Annotated in this window: 19 protein-coding genes; 12 read left to right on the top strand and 7 right to left on the bottom strand. The window is 32.0% G+C overall.

The window, feature by feature from the left end; all coding sequences use genetic code 11:
* Positions 1-114 precede the first annotated feature (114 nt).
* Complete coding sequence (locus CELAL_RS20730) at positions 115-1,281, top strand: proline dehydrogenase family protein (RefSeq protein WP_013552872.1); 1,167 nt, start codon at positions 115-117, stop codon at positions 1,279-1,281.
* 9 nt (positions 1,282-1,290) lie between these two features.
* Here CELAL_RS20730 and CELAL_RS20725 read toward each other — a convergent pair whose 3' ends face one another.
* The 5 genes from CELAL_RS20725 to tsaE all read right to left on the bottom strand — a co-directional run bounded on the left by CELAL_RS20725 (position 1,291) and on the right by tsaE (position 4,815).
* On the bottom strand, positions 1,291-1,671 hold the full coding sequence (locus CELAL_RS20725; RefSeq protein WP_013552871.1) for a hypothetical protein: 381 nt from the start codon (positions 1,669-1,671) through the stop codon (positions 1,291-1,293).
* Positions 1,672-1,680: 9 nt separating this feature from the next.
* The gene (locus CELAL_RS20720; RefSeq protein WP_041557856.1) at positions 1,681-2,880 is read right to left on the bottom strand and encodes an alanine dehydrogenase; all 1,200 of its coding nucleotides are present in this window, start codon (positions 2,878-2,880) and stop codon (positions 1,681-1,683) included.
* Between the two features lie 81 nt (positions 2,881-2,961).
* Positions 2,962-3,483, bottom strand: a complete 522-nt coding sequence (locus CELAL_RS20715; RefSeq protein ID WP_013552869.1) for a hypothetical protein — start codon at positions 3,481-3,483, stop codon at positions 2,962-2,964.
* A 323-nt stretch (positions 3,484-3,806) separates the two neighbouring features.
* A complete protein-coding gene (locus CELAL_RS22030; RefSeq protein WP_013552867.1) occupies positions 3,807-3,962 on the bottom strand; it encodes a hypothetical protein in 156 nt (51 codons plus the stop codon).
* A 439-nt stretch (positions 3,963-4,401) separates the two neighbouring features.
* Entirely contained in the window at positions 4,402-4,815 is a 414-nt protein-coding gene (gene tsaE, locus CELAL_RS20710; RefSeq protein ID WP_013552866.1) for a tRNA (adenosine(37)-N6)-threonylcarbamoyltransferase complex ATPase subunit type 1 TsaE, read from the bottom strand.
* Between the two features lie 58 nt (positions 4,816-4,873).
* Here tsaE and CELAL_RS20705 point away from each other — a divergent pair, with 58 nt between their 5' ends.
* From CELAL_RS20705 to CELAL_RS20690, 3 genes are all read left to right on the top strand, one after another.
* The gene (locus CELAL_RS20705) at positions 4,874-6,097 is read left to right on the top strand and encodes a hypothetical protein (RefSeq protein ID WP_041557855.1); all 1,224 of its coding nucleotides are present in this window, start codon (positions 4,874-4,876) and stop codon (positions 6,095-6,097) included.
* A gap of 824 nt (positions 6,098-6,921) precedes the next feature.
* A complete protein-coding gene (locus tag CELAL_RS20695) occupies positions 6,922-7,323 on the top strand; it encodes a hypothetical protein (RefSeq protein WP_041557853.1) in 402 nt (133 codons plus the stop codon).
* Positions 7,324-7,385: 62 nt separating this feature from the next.
* On the top strand, positions 7,386-8,594 hold the full coding sequence (locus CELAL_RS20690) for a hypothetical protein (RefSeq protein ID WP_041557852.1): 1,209 nt from the start codon (positions 7,386-7,388) through the stop codon (positions 8,592-8,594).
* 7 nt (positions 8,595-8,601) lie between these two features.
* On the opposite strand, the gene CELAL_RS20685 is transcribed toward CELAL_RS20690, so the two are convergent.
* Positions 8,602-8,955 carry a hypothetical protein gene (locus CELAL_RS20685; RefSeq protein WP_240927867.1) on the bottom strand — a complete coding sequence of 118 codons (354 nt, stop codon included), beginning with the start codon at positions 8,953-8,955 and terminating at the stop codon, positions 8,602-8,604.
* A 216-nt stretch (positions 8,956-9,171) separates the two neighbouring features.
* The gene (gene porX, locus CELAL_RS20680; protein ID WP_013552860.1) at positions 9,172-10,716 is read right to left on the bottom strand and encodes a T9SS response regulator signal transducer PorX; all 1,545 of its coding nucleotides are present in this window, start codon (positions 10,714-10,716) and stop codon (positions 9,172-9,174) included.
* A 110-nt stretch (positions 10,717-10,826) separates the two neighbouring features.
* Here porX and CELAL_RS20675 point away from each other — a divergent pair, with 110 nt between their 5' ends.
* From CELAL_RS20675 to fabG, 8 genes are all read left to right on the top strand, one after another.
* On the top strand, positions 10,827-12,056 hold the full coding sequence (locus CELAL_RS20675; protein ID WP_013552859.1) for an HD domain-containing protein: 1,230 nt from the start codon (positions 10,827-10,829) through the stop codon (positions 12,054-12,056).
* A gap of 23 nt (positions 12,057-12,079) precedes the next feature.
* The gene (gene lpxD / locus CELAL_RS20670) at positions 12,080-13,108 is read left to right on the top strand and encodes a UDP-3-O-(3-hydroxymyristoyl)glucosamine N-acyltransferase (protein ID WP_013552858.1); all 1,029 of its coding nucleotides are present in this window, start codon (positions 12,080-12,082) and stop codon (positions 13,106-13,108) included.
* Complete coding sequence (locus CELAL_RS20665; RefSeq protein WP_013552857.1) at positions 13,098-14,489, top strand: bifunctional UDP-3-O-[3-hydroxymyristoyl] N-acetylglucosamine deacetylase/3-hydroxyacyl-ACP dehydratase; 1,392 nt, start codon at positions 13,098-13,100, stop codon at positions 14,487-14,489. Before lpxD ends, CELAL_RS20665 begins: the two co-directional genes overlap by 11 nt.
* Position 14,490: 1 nt before the next feature.
* Entirely contained in the window at positions 14,491-15,276 is a 786-nt protein-coding gene (lpxA, locus tag CELAL_RS20660; RefSeq protein WP_013552856.1) for an acyl-ACP--UDP-N-acetylglucosamine O-acyltransferase, read from the top strand.
* Between the two features lie 115 nt (positions 15,277-15,391).
* Entirely contained in the window at positions 15,392-15,958 is a 567-nt protein-coding gene (gene efp, locus CELAL_RS20655; protein WP_013552855.1) for an elongation factor P, read from the top strand.
* A 25-nt stretch (positions 15,959-15,983) separates the two neighbouring features.
* Positions 15,984-16,907 carry a UDP-3-O-(3-hydroxymyristoyl)glucosamine N-acyltransferase gene (locus tag CELAL_RS20650; RefSeq protein ID WP_013552854.1) on the top strand — a complete coding sequence of 308 codons (924 nt, stop codon included), beginning with the start codon at positions 15,984-15,986 and terminating at the stop codon, positions 16,905-16,907.
* A gap of 84 nt (positions 16,908-16,991) precedes the next feature.
* Positions 16,992-17,864: a succinate--CoA ligase subunit alpha gene (gene sucD, locus CELAL_RS20645; RefSeq protein WP_013552853.1), complete on the top strand. Its 873-nt coding sequence runs from the start codon at positions 16,992-16,994 to the stop codon at positions 17,862-17,864.
* A gap of 141 nt (positions 17,865-18,005) precedes the next feature.
* Positions 18,006-18,755 carry a 3-oxoacyl-[acyl-carrier-protein] reductase gene (fabG, locus tag CELAL_RS20640; RefSeq protein ID WP_013552852.1) on the top strand — a complete coding sequence of 250 codons (750 nt, stop codon included), beginning with the start codon at positions 18,006-18,008 and terminating at the stop codon, positions 18,753-18,755.
* Positions 18,756-18,935 lie beyond the last annotated feature (180 nt).

Here is an 18,935-nt window from a genome sequence, read left to right as displayed (position 1 = left end):
TTGTTTAATTCAAGTAGGATTATTTCTGCAAATATGCTGCAAAATAAAGATTATTTTTAGTTTTAAGAATACAATTGGAGTAGTTATATTTGATTCGTTAATAAATTATTAGAAATGAAATCTATTTTTGAGAATACTGCAACGGCTTTTGCATTAAAATCGGATGCTGAGTTAGAACGGGCTTACTTTTTGTTCAAAATGATATCAAATGAGCCTCTGGTTCGTATTGGTACGGCAATGACAAATTTCGCAATCAAAGCTAAATTACCGGTGGAAGGTTTGATTAGGGCCACTGTTTTTGATCATTTTTGTGGAGGAATTAATGAGAAGGATTGTTTGCCTGTTGTCGATAAATTATTCACCAAAGGGGTAAATTCTGTCTTAGATTATTCAGTAGAAGGAAAAAATACTGAAGATCCGCTAGATGAAGCGTTGCATATGATTTTAAAAGTTTTAGATTTTGTAAAAGAAAAGGAAGCAATTCCGTTTGCTGTGTTTAAGCCTACAGGATATGGTAGATTTGCCTTGTTTCAGAAAAAGACGGAAGGAAAACCATTTACAGATAAAGAACAAGAAGAATGGAATAGAGTAGTAGCACGTTTTGAAAAAACGTGTAAAAAGGCATATGATTTAGATGTTTCACTTTTAATAGATGGCGAAGAAAGTTGGATGCAAGGTGCAGCAGATGAGCTTGCAGAAGAAATGATGCGCAAGTACAATAAGGAAAAGGTTGTAGTTTTTAATACATTACAGTTGTATCGTTGGGACCGTTTAGATTATTTGAAAAATTTACAGAAAAGAGCAGAACAAGATGGTTTTAAAATAGGAATGAAAGTAGTTCGTGGTGCTTATATGGAAAAAGAGAATGATAGAGCTTTAGAAAAAGGGTATCCTTCTCCGATTTGTAGCTCTAAGGCAGAAACAGATTTAAATTATGATACCGTTGTGGCTTATATGTTAGAAAATCTGGAAACAATGTCTATCTATATGGGTACGCATAATGAAGAAAGTTGTTATAAGATGATGGATTTAATGAACCTTAAAAACCTAAAACCAAACCATACAAGTATCTGGTTTGGACAATTATATGGGATGAGTGATCATATATCTTTTAATTTAGCAGCTAGTGGCTTTAATGTCTCTAAATATTTGCCTTTTGGTCCTGTTAGAGATGTTATGCCTTACTTAATAAGAAGAGCAGAGGAAAATACTTCGGTAGCTGGGCAAACCAGTCGTGAGCTTAATTTACTTAAAATAGAGCGTAAGCGAAGAAAAATATAGAGAAGAATATTATTTAATGTTCTCAATAATTATTTTGGTGGGGCAATTGGTAACCGTTAAGGTTTTCAATGTTCCACTTTTTAGTTCGTGTTCTATCGCATAGGTTTTGCAAGGGGTAGATTTAGTGTCGCTATGTTTAAAATCTACTTCGCCATCTGTAAAGAAAGATTTTATTTGAAGAGAATCTATTTCTCCCGTTTGAACCATTTTTGTGACTTCATCTGAATACGAATATGATTTTGATCGAAGATCTTTTAATACCCGACAGTTAGGAAAATAACAGAATTCTGTACCTGTTTCTTCGGCTTTGTTTTTTAAAAAAACTGCTAGAAAAACAATACCAATAGATAAGCCGAATAAAAAGAAGCCTAATCGTTTTATAAATGACATAAAATAGAATTAAAAAATAAGAAAATTAATATCGTTGTACGAAAGGTCAAACCATTCGCCTACGGTTTTATTGGTAAGTATGCCTCTGTAAAAATAAAGTCCGTTTCTAAGGCCTTTATCAAATCGAAGTGCATTTTCTACTCCGCCATCTTCACCAATCTTTAATAAATAAGGGGTAAAAATATTACTAATAGAAATAGATGCTGTTTTTGGATATCTAGAAGGGATATTGGGTACTGCATAATGAACAACACCAAATTTTTCTAAGGTTGGTTTATCATGGCTGGTAACTTCACTAGTTTCAAAGCAACCACCCATATCAATGCTAACATCTATAATTACGGCACCTTTTTTCATGTGCTCTACCATAGTTTGTGAAACAACCACAGGAGCTCTGTCTTTTCCTCGAGTAGCACCGATGGCGACGTCACAACGCTTTAGTGCTTTCAGTAAATTTTTAGGCTGAATAGTAGAAGTATAGACGGTTTGCCTTAAGTGTGCCTGTATGTTTCTAAGTTTGGTGATAGAGTTGTCAAATATTTTAACGTTTGCACCCAAGCCAATAGCAGAACGTGCTGCAAACTCTCCAACAGTACCAGCACCTATAATAACTACTTCTACTGGAGGAACACCACTTATGTTACCAAACATGAGTCCGTTTCCTTTATTAGTGTTAGACATTATTTCTGAAGCAATAAGCACGGAAGAAATTCCGGCAATTTCACTTAAAGAGCGTACGGCAGGGTATTTGCCGTCATCATCCATGATGTATTCAAAGGCAATAGCTGTTAATCGCTTTTTTGCAAGTGTTTCAAAATATTTTTTAGACTGTGTTTTTATTTGAAGTGCAGAGATAATTGTGGTCTGCGGGTTCATTAATTCTAATTCCGCTAGCGTAGGTGGTTCTACTTTAAGTAGAATAGTACAACCAAAAACTTTTTTGGTATCTCTTGTAATTTCTGCACCTGCATTGGTGTATTCTATATCCGAAAAGTTAGCACCTTCTCCGGCACCAGCTTCTAATAATACCCGATGACCATTTGCGGTAATTGCATTTACGGCATCAGGAGTTAAACAAATACGTTTTTCTTGGTATTGATTTTCTTTAGGAATTCCAATGAAAAGTTCTCCTTTTTGGCGTAATATTTCTAGGGTTTCTTCTTGCGGAAGTAACTGTTGTTTGCTAAAGGGTGATGTTGGTTTATCCATTTGCTGTAAATATAAAAATAAGTCAATTAATATTGACAAACTACTATCATTAAAATGATAGTAAAAGCAAATTTACAACTTTTAACTTGTTAGGTCTTTTTCTTTTTGCAAGCGTTCTCGTTCTTTATATTCTTTCAGTTCAGCATCAATAGCATCTAAATCTATGCCGTGTACATGTTTATCAAATAATTTTACACGGATAAAATATACAATGGGTATGATTATCATACAGACACCCAATAAATAGAGTAGCTCGTTTTCGTCAACTTTACTAGACTCACCATATATGGCAACAAATAGTTGGAAAGCATACATGGCTATTGGTATTAGAATAGCATGATACCACCAATTTTTACAAGTGATAAACCATACTACCAGTAAGTATAGAGGAACAATTTTGGCTAAATAATAGTACATGGCAACATAAACTTCACCATAGCCATTTTCTGTTATCATAATTCCAAAAAACCTGTAGGATGTATATTCTTCTCCCTGTGGTATGTATTTATAAGAATAAAAAATCAAAACTGAAAGTGAAACAAGTAGGGCTAATAAACCTTCGATTAATAATTTTTTTTTAATGGTGGCTTTATTTTTTTTCATCGACAATCTAATGGAATCATTAAAACAAACTTTAAAAACAGTAAAATATTGTATAAAAAAAGCAACTTACTTTTAAATAAGTTGCTCATACTATTTTTAAGTAAAACTAGGACTAACCTCCATAACCTGGTCTAGGCTTAATCAATTTTTTCTCAATACTATTTGTTTCATATAGTGAATCATCATCATTTGAGCTTGTAGAAGAACAAGAAGATAATGCGAATAATGTGATTGCAGCGATTGCTAGAAGGGATTTTTTTGTGTTCATCGTAATAATTTTAGTTGGTTTTTATTTTGATATAAACTTTGAGTAAAAAAAAGGACTAACCTCCATAACCTGGTCTAGGCTTAATCAATTTTTTCTCAATACTATTAGTTTCATATAATGAATCATCATCATTTGAGCTTGTAGAAGAACAAGAAGATAATGCGAATAATGCGATTGCTGCGATTGCTAGGAAGGATTTTTTTGTGTTCATCGTAATAATTTTAGTTGGTTTTTATTTGATTTTGATATAAACTTTGAGTAAAAAAAAAAGGACTAACCTCCATAACCTGGTCTAGGCTTAATCAATTTTTTTTCAATACTATTAGTTTCATATAGAGAATCATCATCATTTGAGCTTGTAGAAGTGCAAGAAGATAAAGCGAATAAAGCGATTGCAGCGATTGCTAGAAGGGATTTTTTTTGTGTTCATCGTAATAATTTTAGTTTGGTTATAATTTAATGTCAAAAAAACAAATGTAGGAAAATATATACGTATTATACTTTCTTACAATGTTAAATTAAACACTTTAACTTTAAAAACCTACATATTAACGATAAAAATTTTTTTTAACAGAAAAAACATACTAAAAATGCTAGCTAAGCGTTCGCGGCATTTTTTAATATTTTTTAATTGCTCTTATTTTGATTCCTTATGAGGGAATTTCAATAATCCTTGTAGTCTTATTTATAATTGTTATAGAAATATGAGTGGCATCTTCAGGAATTAAATTGGGTAATTTATCGGGCCATTCCATGAATACCCAATAATTAGAGTACAAGTAATCTTCCACGCCAAAATCTAAAGCTTCAGATTCATCATTTAATCTATAAAAATCAAAATGATAGGCTAAAGTATTGTTTTGAGCATCACTATATTCATTCACTATTCCAAAAGTGGGACTACTTGCTTCCCCTTGTCCTCCAAGTTCTTTTACAATAGCTTTTATTAAGGTGGTTTTACCAGCTCCCATTTCACCATGAAAGCATATTTTTTTAGAAGGCGAGTTTTCTATAATGAACTTGGCTATTTCTTTAATTTCCTCTTGCTTGTATTCCTTTTTCATATCATATTTTTAGAACATACAATTTTAAGGTATATATTTATGGCAAAAAAATTCCCTATTGAAAATTCTCCATAAGAAATTACTAAAGCTGAATTTGCTTTTAGCTGTTATTGTATTTTGTTTACCACTTATCCTGTATGCTTACCTATTAATTCCAGAAAATCAATACCTAGATCTTTACATTTTTCAGTATAAAGTAGAAGCGTTTAAGAATGCTCGTTTTTTTCTTTTTTTTCTTTTTCAAAAAGTTTATATAATTTTATTTATAACTATTTGGTTTCTTACCATTGCAGATTGGTGGCGCTATTTTTTACTTCCTTCTATTGTTTTAGTCATCCTTCAATTATACTCGATATTAGAAATAGAATATGGGCTTCAAGAAAATTATGTTGCGGTAGGCATTGGTATGGGTGTTTTTTACTCCATTTTATTGCATTTAGTACATGGGAAGTCAAAAATTTATTTCGCGAATACCATTCATATGATAACTTTTGATATTATTAAGTTATTATTTAACTATTCTAATGAAAAGAAGATTGTTAATTTAAAGCAAAAACTTATAGAGGAACAGGACTTTAATAATACGGTAAGTATTGAGAGAAATGATCTCAACTTTAAAGTAAAAACCTTAGAATCTTATTTAGCATATAATGGTAGCTTTATTTATTTGCATCTGATAAAGAGGTTTAATTCTAAAATAGAATATCTCATTGCAGCTTTATTAATTATGGCTCCAATTATATTAAAAATCTACAAATTAATACCTGATGATTTAGATAGCGTCATTAGATTTGGATCTATTGTTTATGACACACAATTTCTTACTTTAAATTTATTTTTATACTATTTTAGTATTAAATTTTTTCATATTTATTTGCTTAGCATATGGTTTTTTACTACAAAGACTATTTTAAAATATGGAATACTGTTTAATTTAATTATAGCAATTTTTCAAATGGTTCAAGTTTTAGACAATACGACAACTAAACTTGACGAAAATGAATTGTTTGCGGTTCTACCAATAATGATTCCTATTTTAATAACCTTTTTGTTGCTGCATAAAACCATAAAATACAAAAGTAAAAATGAAATTTTAAATGAAGAGATAGAGCAGGAGATTCAACAAGTTTTGACAGAATTAAATACTTTGGAGAATAATGAGAATAAATTAATTCAAGAATTAATACTTCTTAGAAATAATAAGAATATTCTAGACAAAGAAGATTATTTTAGGCGGCTGAAAGCGTTAAAATCTAAGCTTCAGAATAGCCTTGTGGATTAAATCAGTTTTTAAACTCTAATTTTATTTTGAAAATCCCTCAAAGGAAACATCTTAAACTGAACCTAATATTGGCAATATGTGTATTTTGTTTGCCCTTATTATTTATTCTTATTTATTGATACCTGATGTTAAAGTTTTCAATTTATTTTTTTGGAAATTTTCAATGGATGAATCTATTGATTTAAATTTTATTATCTACTGCAAAAAAACTTATGTGATAGCTTTTGTTAGTGTCTGGTTTCTGACTATATCTGATAGGTGGAAATATTGTTTAGCACCTCTTCTTGTGTATATGTGTTTTCGTATTTCTGAGGTTGTTATTGTTGAATTAAATTTAAATTTTAACTCATACATATTTGGCATCATGGTTGGATTATTATATTGTTTCCTTCTCAATCAGTTTGATAAGAAATTTGAATTTAACACTGTTGAAAAAATTAAAATTTTAGTTTTCGATATAACTAATCTGTTTTATTTAAGTTATGTTGAAAGAAAGTTCTTTATAAATAAAAGAGACCTATTTACTTCAAAAAAAATAATAAAAAGGAAAGTGATTTAAGCTTTAGAATAAAAGAACTAGAAACAATTTTAATATATAAAAATAGTCCAATTGTTAAACTTCAAAAACCTTCTTCAGGTAAAATTGAATTCCTTATAGTGCTCATTTTATTGATTTCTCCATCCCTATTTTTTGTTCATAGATTGATGCCGAGTGAGTGAGCAATTTTGGATTTATATTGGTATAAATTAGAAACAAACTTTAGTAGTCTAAAAGTTTTTTCTATTACTTTAATCTAAAATTATTTAACCTATTGTTATTATCTGTGTGGTTTTTCACAACGAAGAGTATTCTTAAATACGGTATTTTTTTCAATATTATTATTGCTGTATTCCAAATGGCTCAAGCTTTAGATAATACAGAGTCTAAAGTTGATGAGAGTGAATTGATTACTGCACTTCCTATCATGATTCCAATTTTAATAACCTTTCTGCTGCTACACAGGATCATTAAATATAAAAGCAAGAACGATATTTTGAATGAAGAGATAGAACAGGAGATTCAGAAGGCATTAACTGCTATCAATGCTATGGAGGAAAATGAAAATAGCATAGTTGCAGAATTAATTTCACTACGAGAGAATCAATCAAAACTATCTAAAGCAGCGTATCAACAGGAACTTCTAAGAATAAAAGGTGCTATTGAACGAAAAATAGCAACAGAATAACTTTTAAACATACCAATGGTCCTAATTCTACGTACATATAATAAAGTGTAGAATCCTTACCTATGAATTTGTATTTTAAAAAGAAGGTGGCTTTTCAGGTTATTGTTACTTTTTTTATTTTAATTCTTTGCATTTTTATGTATGCTTATCTTTTTTTTAAAGATATGGTCGTATGGAAAACACTTTTTTTTGAAATCACCCCAGTTTTTTTTGATACTATAGAATACAGTGTGTGGCATTATTTTTCTAAAATCCATCTTGCTCTTTTGGCATCTTTTATTTTTTTAACGACGATTGATAGGTGGAAATATGCTTTGATAGTTTTTATTTTTATCGGTTATTATCAAGTTTACGGAGCATTTAACGTAGTTGGTTACGGTGTGATTTTGTCGGAAATATTACCTTTTGTAGTATTTCCTCTACATTTGATGTTACTTTTCTATATCGATAAAAAATTGAATAGGTACAGAATCGAAGCGACTAACGTTAAACAAATTAATATTCTAAAAGAGTTACTTAGTTTGCAGCATTACAAGGTCAAAAATGACACTATTCAAAGGAAGATTAACAATCAAGATATATCGTTCAAAACTATATTTTCCCTAGACCGACGATTAAAAGAATTACAGACCTTGTCTCATGATATAACTAGTAGGTATACCATATATATGGCTAACGCAAATACGAAAAATGTGTTTCTCTTTTTTTTAGTTTTATCACTACCACTAGTTACTTTTTCTTATAAATGGGTTCCCGTTACGTTAAATGAAATTTCTCTTATTAATTTAAAATTAATAATTCCGGAAGGTGATTTTCAGACCTATGTTTGGTTAATAAGTTTTAAGCTTACCATATTTGTATTGCTTTTTATATGGTTTGTAACTTCAAAACAACTTTGGAGGTATGCTGTGTTAATTCATCTAAGTGTAGTAGGTCTACAGCTTTACCAGGTGGTAATAGGTAGTGAGACAATATTTGATGAAGTAGAAGTGTTTAAAGCTATTCCGATAATAGCACCTTTGCTAGTGCTAATTTATTTCCTAGCAAAATGGATTAGTTACAAAACTAGAGCAGAATACCTTAATGAATTGGTAAATGAGAAAATCAATGTGATTTTAGAGCTACTAGGACAAAGTCAGTTGGGGGGAACTAAATTAATCCTCCAATTTCAAGATTTAAAATCCCAAAAGGAAACAATGAAAGAGGAGGATTATTTTGAACAATTAAATAAGCTTAAGAAAGCCATTGAAAATAAAGGCGTAATTCTATAAAAGACAATTAATTATTGTCTTCCATCGCATTAATTTCATCTGTTACATCTTTTAAAAGACTACGTAACTCTCTTTCTTGGCGCTCTCTAATTTTGCGCTCAATAATTTGTTCAATTTCCGACTGTTTTTCCTTCGGTAATTGGTTGAAATTTAAAGAATTTACTTCAGATTTTAACATCTCTCCTTCGCCGGTTATTAACCAAACCAAATTTAATTTAGGATAGGTAGCGACTATATTCTCTATAACATCACTACCAATCGAAGCATTGTTCTTTAGCATTCTTAGTGTGTAACCATTACTCGCACCTATTGAAAGGTCAAATTGTCGGGCACTCATACCTGCATTCTTGATGAACTGCATCAATCTATCTACTGTTTTGAACATAACTATTGTTTTTAGTTGAAACTGTAGTAAATATAGCTATTATTCGTTAAACTTTAGTGCATAATTCCCCATTTATTAGATGAAATGCACTCTTTTCGTGTGTTTTACACTAATCAGTAGAATAAAAGCTGTGAAATTATATAGAATTGGTTCTATTTAGGAGTTTATTATGTGTATTTTTAACCTCTTCACTTATCTTGGATCTAGTACTACAAACGGAATGATCATTTCTTCTAAAGAAACACCTCCATGTTGATAGGTATTTCTATAATAACTCACGTAATGGTTGTAGTTATTTGGGTATGCAAAAAATAAATCATTCTTAGCAAATATAAAAGAGCTACTCATATTTATAGTCGGTAAAAATATAGCACTTGGTTTAGTAGCTTCATAAACTTCTTTTTTCTCATAAGACAAACTTCTGCCAGTTTTATAACGCAAATTGGAACTAGTGTCTTTGTCTCCTACAACCTTAGAAGGTTGCTTTACATTGATGGTTCCATGGTCTGTGGTTATAATTAGCCTTTGTCCCATAGATTGTGCTTGTTGTATGATTTCTAGTAGGGGTGAGTTCTTAAACCAGCTTTGAGTAAGTGACCTATATGCTTTGTCATTAGAAGCAAGTTCTTTAATTACTTCCATTTCTGTTTTTGAATGGGAAAGCATGTCTACAAAATTATATACAATGACTGTTAGATCATTCTTTTTTTGAGTTTTATAATTCTGAGATAATTGTTTGCCTTGCTTTAAACTAGTTATTTTGTGGTATTCCCATGTTAACTCTAGACCTAATCTTTTTAATTGCTCTCCTAAGAACTCAGCTTCAAAAAGGTTTTTTCCACCATCTTCCGTGTCATTTTTCCACCATTTTGGATATTTTTTTTCCATATCAAGAGGTGTTAATCCAGAAAATATAGCATTTCTTGCATACTGGGTAGCTGTAGGTAAGATGCTAAAATAGCTCGTCTCTTTTTTCTTTTTGTAAAAAGGAGTCACCGTATCTTCAAAAGCAAGCCATTGATCGTAACGCAAATTATCAACAACAACCAATAGGGTAGGTTGGTCTTTTAGTTCTGGTTTTATTAATTCTCTAAATACAGTGTGCGATAAAACGGGAGCATCTTCATCTGTAAACCAATCTTCGTAATTTTTATCAATAAATTTTCCAAATTGATTATTTGCTTCGGATTTTTGAGATTCTAGTATTTCAAACATGCTAGAATCTTCAATTTCTTCCAGTCTTAGTTCCCAGGTAATCAGTTTTTTGTATAAGTCAGCCCATTCAGTATATGAATTTACCATGGATAAATCCATCGCTATTTTTCGAAATTCTTGCTGGTAATTAGCTGTTGTCTTTTCAGAAACTAATCTTGAGTTGTCTAAACTTTTCTTTAGAGATAACAAAATCTGATTAGGATTAACAGGTTTAATCAAGTAATCTGCTATTTTAGATCCAATTGCCTCGTCCATGATAAACTCTTCTTCGCTTTTAGTGATCATGACTACAGGAAGTGTTGCGTCTATATCTTTTAATTCTGTTAATGTCTCTAAGCCCGAAATTCCTGGCATGTTCTCATCTAAGAAAACAATGTCAAAACGTGTTTTAGCCACTTCCTCAAGGGCTTCTTGTCCGCTTTTGCAGGTTACTACCTTGTAATTTTTACTTTCTAAGAATAGAATATGAGATTTTAGCAAATCTATTTCATCGTCTACCCAAAGTATCGTTATTTTATTCATGTATGTTGTATAAATCTATTTGAGGCTTTTTAACCCTTTAATATTCTAGCTTTTTAATAGTATACTTAAAATGCAATTGTATAACTTTGAAGCTAACAAATCTTTTTAATTTGATAAAGTTAAAGAAACTTGAAATTTTTAATGATCCAATTTACGGATTTATTAACATTCCCACCCCTTTAGTTTTTAGTTTGATAGCTGAACCTAGCTTTCAGCGCTTGCGTAGAATATCTCAAATGGGCATGTCTTATTTGGTGTATCCAGGGGCACATCATACTCGTTTTCATCATGCTTTGGGGTGTATGCACCTTATGCAGCAAGCAATTCAAATACTTCGTATTAAAGATATTGAAATATCAAAAGAAGAAGAAGAAGGCTTGCTTTGTGCTATTTTGTTGCATGATATAGGTCACGGACCTTTTTCGCATGCAATGGAGCATAGTATCGTAGAAGGGGTGAGTCATGAATATATTTCGTTGAAATTTATGGAGTCTTTAAATGATAAGTTTGAAGGCAAATTAACAACTGCAATAGCTATTTTCAAAGGAGAATACCCTAAGAAATTTTTAAATCAATTAGTTTCTAGTCAGTTAGATATAGACCGGTTAGATTATTTAAAGAGAGACAGTTTTTATACGGGTGTTGCAGAAGGGAATATTAATTCGGAACGTTTAATTACCATGTTAAATGTAGTCAATAATGAGCTTGTTGTAGAGCGAAAAGGGATTTATTCTGTAGAGAAATTTCTAATGGCACGTAGGTTTATGTATTGGCAAGTATATTTACATAAAACTGGTTTGGTAGCAGAGCAATTGCTTATCAGTATTTTAAAACGAGCTAAAGAATTGCTGGCTAGAGGAGAAAAACTAGCGTGTAGTGATGCACTTATGTTTTTTATGACCAATAAAATAGGCAAAGGTAATTTTACAGAATCTGTTTTAAATCGTTTTGCATCTTTGGATGATGTTGATATTTTATCAGCAATAAAGCAATGGCAGAATTCGTCAGATTTTACACTTTCAAAGCTTTCTGAGATGATTTTAAATAGAGAATTATTACAGATTAAAATAAAAAGCAACCCAATTAGTCCAGAAAAATTAGAAAAACAACGTACTATATTTATGAAAGCTTACAATTTAAATGAGCAAGACATAAATTATTTTGTTTATTCAGGAACTGTTCAAAACCAGACGTATGATTCTAAGAAACAAAATATTAAAATAATAAATGATAACGGAAAAGTGACTGATGTTGTAAAAGCTTCTGATCAATTAAATTTGAAAACAGTTTCGAAAATTACAACCAAGTATTATATCTGTTATCCTAAACTTACTGTTTAACTATTTTTGTTACTTTTGCCTTTATGAAATTTACAGCTAGTCAAATTGCGGGTATTTTAGAAGGAGAACTGGAAGGTAATCCTGATATCACGGTTAATAAATTGGCTAAAATAGAGGAAGGGGAGCAGGGATCCCTTACATTTTTAGCAAATCCGAAATACACGCAGCACATATATACTACTAAATCTTCTATCACAATTGTCAATAGAGATTTTGTAGCAGAGCATGATTTAACCACAACACTTATTAAAGTGGATGATGCATATGAATCATTTTCAAAGTTATTAGAATATTATAATCAAGTAAAAAATAATAAAACAGGTATAGAAAGTCCGTCATTTATTGCAGCATCAACTACCTATGGTAAAGATTGCTATGTAGGAGCTTTCGCATATATAGGAGAAAATGTAATCTTGGGTGATAATGTGAAAATTTATCCAAATGTTTATGTAGGTGATAATGTACATTTAGGTGATAATGTAATAGTTTTTGCAGGTGCTAAAATCTATTCAGAATCTATTATTGGTAATAATTGCGTAATTCATAGTGGTGTTATTGTTGGTTCAGACGGATTTGGTTTTGCGCCAAATGCAGATGGAGAATACAAAAAGGTGCCACAAACAGGAAATGTTATTATTGAAGATAATGTAGATATAGGTGCAGGAACTACAATAGACAGAGCTACTTTAGGTTCTACGATTATAAGAAAAGGAGTAAAGCTAGACAATCAAATACAAATTGCACACAATGTAGAGATAGGGGAGCATACTGTAATTGCTGCACAAACGGGTGTAGCTGGGTCTACCAAGATAGGGAAGCATTGTTTGATTGGTGGTCAGGTTGGAATTGTAGGGCATATAACTATAGGAGATAATGTGCGCATACAAGCACAGTCTGGTATTGGAAAAAATATTAAAACAGGAGAAATAATTCAAGGCTCACCAGCTTTGAATTATGGTGATTTTTATAAATCGTATGTACATTTTAAGAATTTACCGAAGATTATTAATAGAATTAACGAAATAGAAAAAAAGATTGGCCGTGAGCAATAAACAACGAACAATTGGCAAAGAGGTTACTTTAACTGGTGTAGGATTACATACAGGCGAAAATGTAACAATGAAATTGGTGCCTGCACCTGAAAATCATGGATATGCCTTTAAACGAACAGATTTAGAGGGAGAGCCTATTATAGAGGCAGATGCAAACTACGTTATAAATACGCAGCGAGGTACTAATTTAGAAAAAAGGGGGGTAAAAATTCAAACGTCAGAGCATGTTCTTGCAGCATTAGTAGGCTTAGAAATTGATAACGTTTTAATAGAACTAGATGCGCCAGAACCACCAATTATGGATGGTTCTTCTAAGTTTTTTGTAAAAGCTTTAGAAGAAGCGGGTATCGTTGAGCAAGAGGCAGAAAGAGAAGTATATATTGTCAAAGAAGTAATCTCTTTTAAAGATGAAGCTTCGGGAAGTGAAATTACTGTAATTCCTTCAGATGAGTATCAGATTACTACCATGGTAGATTTTGGCACCAAAGTTTTAGGAACTCAGAATGCCACGTTAGACAAGCTTTCAAATTTTAAAACAGAAATTGCTGACGCTAGAACATTTAGTTTTTTGCATGAATTAGAAATGCTTTTGGAGCATGGATTAATAAAAGGTGGAGATTTAAACAATGCCATTGTTTATGTGGATAAAGAAATCTCTGAAGAAACAATGAAAAAGCTTGAAAAAGCTTTTAATAAAAAGAAGTTGTCTATTAAGCCAAACGGAATTTTAGATAATTTAACATTGCATTACCCTAATGAAGCAGCACGCCATAAGTTACTAGATGTAATTGGAGATGTAGCTTTAGCAGGAACACGTATTAGAGGTAAAATTATTGCAAATAAGCCGGGTCACTTTGTGAACACGCAATTTGCAAAAAAGCTATCTAAAATCATAAAATTAGAAAAGCGAAATAAGATCCCTCAATATGACTTGAATCAGCCACCTTTGATGGATATTCATCAAATTATGGATGTACTTCCCCATAGACCTCCATTTTTATTGATAGATCGTATTCTTGAGCTTTCAGATACTCATGTGGTGGGTATGAAGAATGTAACCATGAATGAGAATTTCTTTATGGGGCACTTTCCAGGAGCTCCAGTAATGCCAGGTGTATTACAAGTAGAAGCTATGGCTCAAACAGGAGGTATTTTAGTATTGAGTACAGTTCCGGATCCAGAAAATTATTTAACTTTTTTCATGAAGATGGATAATGTTAAGTTCAAACAAAAAGTACTTCCTGGTGATACCTTAACGTTTCACTGTAGCCTTATTACGCCAATAAGAAGAGGTATTTGTCATATGCAAGCTTATGCTTACGCAAATAACAAGTTGGTATGTGAAGCAGAATTAATGGCGCAAATAGCTAAAAAGAAATAGAATGAATCAACCATTAGCTTATATTCATCCAGGCGCTAAAATTGCTAAAAACGTAGTAGTAGAGCCTTTTACGACCATCCATAATAATGTTATAATTGGTGAAGGAACTTGGATAGGTTCTAACGTAACCATTATGGAAGGCGCAAGAATAGGGAAAAATTGTAATATTTTTCCTGGAGCAGTAATTTCTGCTCCTCCTCAAGATTTAAAATATCAAGGAGAGGAAACCACCGTTATAATTGGAGATAATACAACAATTAGAGAATGTGCTACCATTCACAAAGGAACCTCAGACCGTATGAAAACGGTTATCGGAAAAAACTGTTTAATAATGGCGTATTGCCATGTTGCCCATGATTGTTTAGTGGGCGATAATTGTATTTTTTCTAATAATTCTACGTTGGCAGGGCATGTAACTATAGGAGATAATGTTATTTTGGCTGGTTTAGTGGCTGTGCATCAATTTGTGTCTATTGGGCAACATGCTTTTGTTACAGGAGGTTCTTTAGTTCGTAAAGATGTTCCGCCCTATGTAAAAGCAGCGCGAGAGCCTCTTTCGTATGTAGGTATAAACTCTGTGGGTTTAAGAAGAAGAGGTTTTACTTCTGAAAAGATTAGAGAAGTACAGAATATCTATAGAATTTTATACCAGAAAAATTATAATAATTCGCAAGCAGTTCAAATTATTGAAGCAGAAATGGAAGCTACTCCAGAGCGAGATGAAATACTTCAATTTATTAGAGATTCTCAACGTGGAATTATGAAAGGCTATTTTAGCACTAATTAAGCTACTTTCAATTTTAGAAATAATTAATTTAGAGTAATCAAATATATTTAAAAGTTAGAGGTGATATTTTAGTTGATAAACTACAAATCATAGATTAACATTCAGTACTAAAATTATGGCATCAACATCAGATATTAGAAAAGGACTTTGTATTCGGTACAATAACGATATATTCAAAATCATTGAATTTTTACATGTGAAACCAGGAAAAGGTCCTGCTTTTGTACGTACAAAGTTGAAAAGTGTAACTTCAGGTAAGGTTTTAGATAATACATTTTCTGGAGGTAGTAAAATTGAAGATGTTCGGGTAGAAACACGTTCATACCAATATTTATATCCTGAAGGGCAAACGTATCATTTTATGAATACGCAAGATTACAACCAGATTACACTAGAGGAAAGTGCTTTAGATTCTCCTGGTTTATTAAAAGAAGGTGAAATAGTTACTATTCTTTTTAATACAGAAGATAGCATGCCATTATCAGTAGATATGCCGGCAAGTGTGGTTTTAGAAGTTACTTATACAGAGCCAGGCGTTAAAGGTAATACGGCAACAAATGCGACTAAACCAGCAAAAGTAGAAACAGGAGCAGAGGTAAATGTTCCTTTATTTATTAATGAAGGTGATAAGATTAAGGTAGATACAGCTTCTGGTTCTTACATGGAACGTGTTAAAGAATAATTTTAAGAGGTAAAGCCATATTTAAATGAAATTTCCTATTCCTCATAGTTTACAGCAAATTGCTAGCATTATTCAGTCTGAATTTGTGGGTCCTGATGATTTCCAGATTTTAGGGATGAACGAGATACATGTTGTTGAGCCAGGTGATATTGTTTTTGTAGATCACCCGAAGTATTATGAAAAAGCATTAAACTCTAAGGCGACTACAATTTTAATCAATAAAAAAGTAGATTGCCCTGAAGGGAAAGCATTGTTAATTTCAGAGGATCCTTTTAGGGACTTTAATAAACTTACCGCTTTTTTTAAACCATTTAAGAAAACATCACAAAGTATTTCTTCAACAGCTAGAATAGGGAAAGATACTGTTATTCAGCCAAATACGTTTGTGGGTAACCATGTTGTTATAGGTGATAATTGTAGGATACATTCTAATGTTTCTATTTATGATAATTGTGTTATCGGAAATAATGTGACCATACATGCGGGAACAGTTTTAGGGTCAGATGCATTTTATTATAAAAATAGGCCAGAAGGTTTTGATCAATTATTATCTGGAGGACGTGTTGTTATTGAAGATAATGTTGATATAGGTGCACTTTGTACTTTTGATAGGGGTGTTACTGGAGATACTAGGGTAAAAAAAGGAACTAAGATAGATAATCAAGTTCATGTTGGTCATGATACTGTAATTGGTGAAAAGTGCTTAATAGCATCGCAAACTGGTATTGCCGGTTGTGTAATTATTGAAGACGAAGTTACCCTCTGGGGGCAAGTAGGAGTCATAAGTGCTATCACGATTGGAAAAAAAGCAGTAGTTTTAGCACAATCCGGAATTTCAAAATCTCTTGAAGGAAATGCCACGTATTTTGGAAGTCCGGCAGAAGAAGCACGTGAAAAAATGAAGCAAATGGCATGGATTAAACAAATTCCGAACATAATAAAAAAATAGAAGCATAAATAAGCTAAGGAAATACTTTATAAATTGTTTTCAATGCCATATTTTTGCATAGCAATAAATTAATATAGATATAAAATGAGTGTTTTAGTCAATAAAGATTCCAAAATAATTGTACAAGGTTTTACAGGTAGTGAAGGTACCTTTCACGCAGGTCAAATGATTGATTACGGTACGAACATCGTTGGTGGTGTTACTCCAGGTAAAGGCGGGCAAGAACATTTAGGAAAGCCAGTTTTTAATACTGTTCACGAAGCTGTTGAAAAAGTTGGAGCAGACACGACTATTATATTTGTTCCGCCAGCTTTCGCTGCAGATGCAATTATGGAAGCTGCAAATGCAGGTATTAAAGTAATTATAACTATTACTGAAGGTATTCCTGTGGCTGATATGGTAAAAGCATCAAACTATATTAAAGATATGGATTGTCGCTTAATAGGGCCTAACTGCCCAGGCGTTATAACTCCAGGTGAAGCTAAGGTTGGAATTATGCCAGGTTTTGTTTTCAAAAAAGGAAATGTTGGTATTGTTTCTAAATCAGGAACATTAACATACGAAGCTGCTGATCAAGTAGTACGTCAAGGTTTAGGGATTACAACGGCTATTGGTATTGGTGGTGATCCAATTATTGGAACAACAACAAAAGAAGCTGTTGAAATGTTAATAAACGATCCAGAAACAGAATGTGTAGTTATGATTGGTGAAATTGGAGGTCAATTAGAGCCAGATGCTGCAAGATGGTACAAAGCAAGTGGTAGTAAAAAACCAATCGTTGGTTTTATTGCAGGTGAAACTGCTCCTGCAGGTAGAACTATGGGTCATGCTGGTGCAATTGTTGGTGGTAGTGATGATACTGCTCAAGCTAAAAAACGCATCATGCGTGAGTGTGGTATTCATGTAGTTGAATCTCCTGCTGAAATTGGATTGAAAGTTAAAGAAGTAATGGGATAATTGTCTGACAATTAAATCAAAAGTATATAAGGTTAAAAAATCCCGTTTATTCTGAATAATTTTCAGTTTAAGCGGGATTTTAGCTTTCTATATATCAAACAAAAGGTATATTTGAATAACAACTGAACAAATCGAACAAAAATGAAATTATTAGAAGGTAAAAACGTAATAATTACAGGTGCAAGCAGAGGTATTGGTACTGGTATTGCTCAAGTTTTTGCAGACCATGGAGCTAATGTGGCTTTTACATATAGTTCTAGTGAGGCGCCAGCGTTAGCATTAGAAAAAGAATTGACGGCTAAAGGCGTAAAAGCAAAAGCATATAAAAGTAATGCGGCTAGTTTTAGTGATTCAGAAGCATTAGTAGCTAAAGTTTTAGAAGACTTTGGTGGGGTGATAGATGTATTGATTAACAATGCTGGAATTACAAAAGACAACCTTCTTATGCGTATGTCTGAGGATGATTTTGATAAAGTAATTGAAATTAATCTAAAGTCGGTTTTTAATATGACTAAAGCAGTTCAGCGTACCATGTTAAAGCAGCGTAAAGGTTCTATTATAAACATGAGTAGTGTAGTTGGAGTTAAAGGTAATGCGGGTCAAACGAATTATGCAGCATCAAAAGCAGGTATGATAGGTTTTACCAAATCTATAGCACTAGAATTAGGTTCTAGAAATATTCGCTGTAATGCTATTGCTCCAGGGTTTATTGAAACAGAAATGACAGATAAACTTGATGCAAAAGTGGTACAAGGTTGGAGAGATGGTATTCCTTTGAAAAGAGGAGGTAGTCCAGAAGATATTGCAAATGCTTGTTTGTTCTTTGCTTCGGATTTGTCAGCATATGTAACTGGTCAAGTGTTAAACGTTGATGGAGGAATGCTAACTTAGTAGTAGCCATAATTATGCAAATTCAGACTATCTTTTTTTTAATTTTAGCAGCACTTGTTGCTATAATAATAGTCTTTTTTCAATATTATTATAAAAATAAAAAGAGAGGAAGACGAATCGTTTTGCTCTCTTTTTTACGTTTTATAGCGTTATTTTCTCTATTTATATTGCTTATTAATC

The sequence above is a fragment of the Cellulophaga algicola DSM 14237 genome, from assembly GCF_000186265.1.
In the GTDB taxonomy this organism is placed as follows: Bacteria; Bacteroidota; Bacteroidia; order Flavobacteriales; family Flavobacteriaceae; genus Cellulophaga; species Cellulophaga algicola.
Note: the sequence above shows the minus strand (reverse complement) of the source record. Positions and strands in the feature narration are given on the sequence as shown.

Excerpts from the sequence above, each read along its gene's own strand:
- CELAL_RS20730 (WP_013552872.1), top strand. The coding sequence starts at position 115 with ATGAAATCTATTTTTGAGAATACTGCAACGGCTTTTGCATTAAAATCG.
- CELAL_RS20725 (WP_013552871.1), bottom strand. The coding sequence starts at position 1,671 with ATGTCATTTATAAAACGATTAGGCTTCTTTTTATTCGGCTTATCTATT.
- CELAL_RS20720 (WP_041557856.1), bottom strand. The coding sequence starts at position 2,880 with ATGGATAAACCAACATCACCCTTTAGCAAACAACAGTTACTTCCGCAA.
- CELAL_RS20715 (WP_013552869.1), bottom strand. The coding sequence starts at position 3,483 with ATGAAAAAAAATAAAGCCACCATTAAAAAAAAATTATTAATCGAAGGT.
- CELAL_RS22030 (WP_013552867.1), bottom strand. The coding sequence starts at position 3,962 with ATGAACACAAAAAAATCCTTCCTAGCAATCGCAGCAATCGCATTATTC.
- tsaE (WP_013552866.1), bottom strand. The coding sequence starts at position 4,815 with ATGAAAAAGGAATACAAGCAAGAGGAAATTAAAGAAATAGCCAAGTTC.
- CELAL_RS20690 (WP_041557852.1), top strand. The coding sequence starts at position 7,386 with ATGAATTTGTATTTTAAAAAGAAGGTGGCTTTTCAGGTTATTGTTACT.
- CELAL_RS20685 (WP_240927867.1), bottom strand. The coding sequence starts at position 8,955 with ATGCAGTTCATCAAGAATGCAGGTATGAGTGCCCGACAATTTGACCTT.
- porX (WP_013552860.1), bottom strand. The coding sequence starts at position 10,716 with ATGAATAAAATAACGATACTTTGGGTAGACGATGAAATAGATTTGCTA.
- lpxD (WP_013552858.1), top strand. The coding sequence starts at position 12,080 with ATGAAATTTACAGCTAGTCAAATTGCGGGTATTTTAGAAGGAGAACTG.
- lpxA (WP_013552856.1), top strand. The coding sequence starts at position 14,491 with ATGAATCAACCATTAGCTTATATTCATCCAGGCGCTAAAATTGCTAAA.
- efp (WP_013552855.1), top strand. The coding sequence starts at position 15,392 with ATGGCATCAACATCAGATATTAGAAAAGGACTTTGTATTCGGTACAAT.
- CELAL_RS20650 (WP_013552854.1), top strand. The coding sequence starts at position 15,984 with ATGAAATTTCCTATTCCTCATAGTTTACAGCAAATTGCTAGCATTATT.
- sucD (WP_013552853.1), top strand. The coding sequence starts at position 16,992 with ATGAGTGTTTTAGTCAATAAAGATTCCAAAATAATTGTACAAGGTTTT.
- fabG (WP_013552852.1), top strand. The coding sequence starts at position 18,006 with ATGAAATTATTAGAAGGTAAAAACGTAATAATTACAGGTGCAAGCAGA.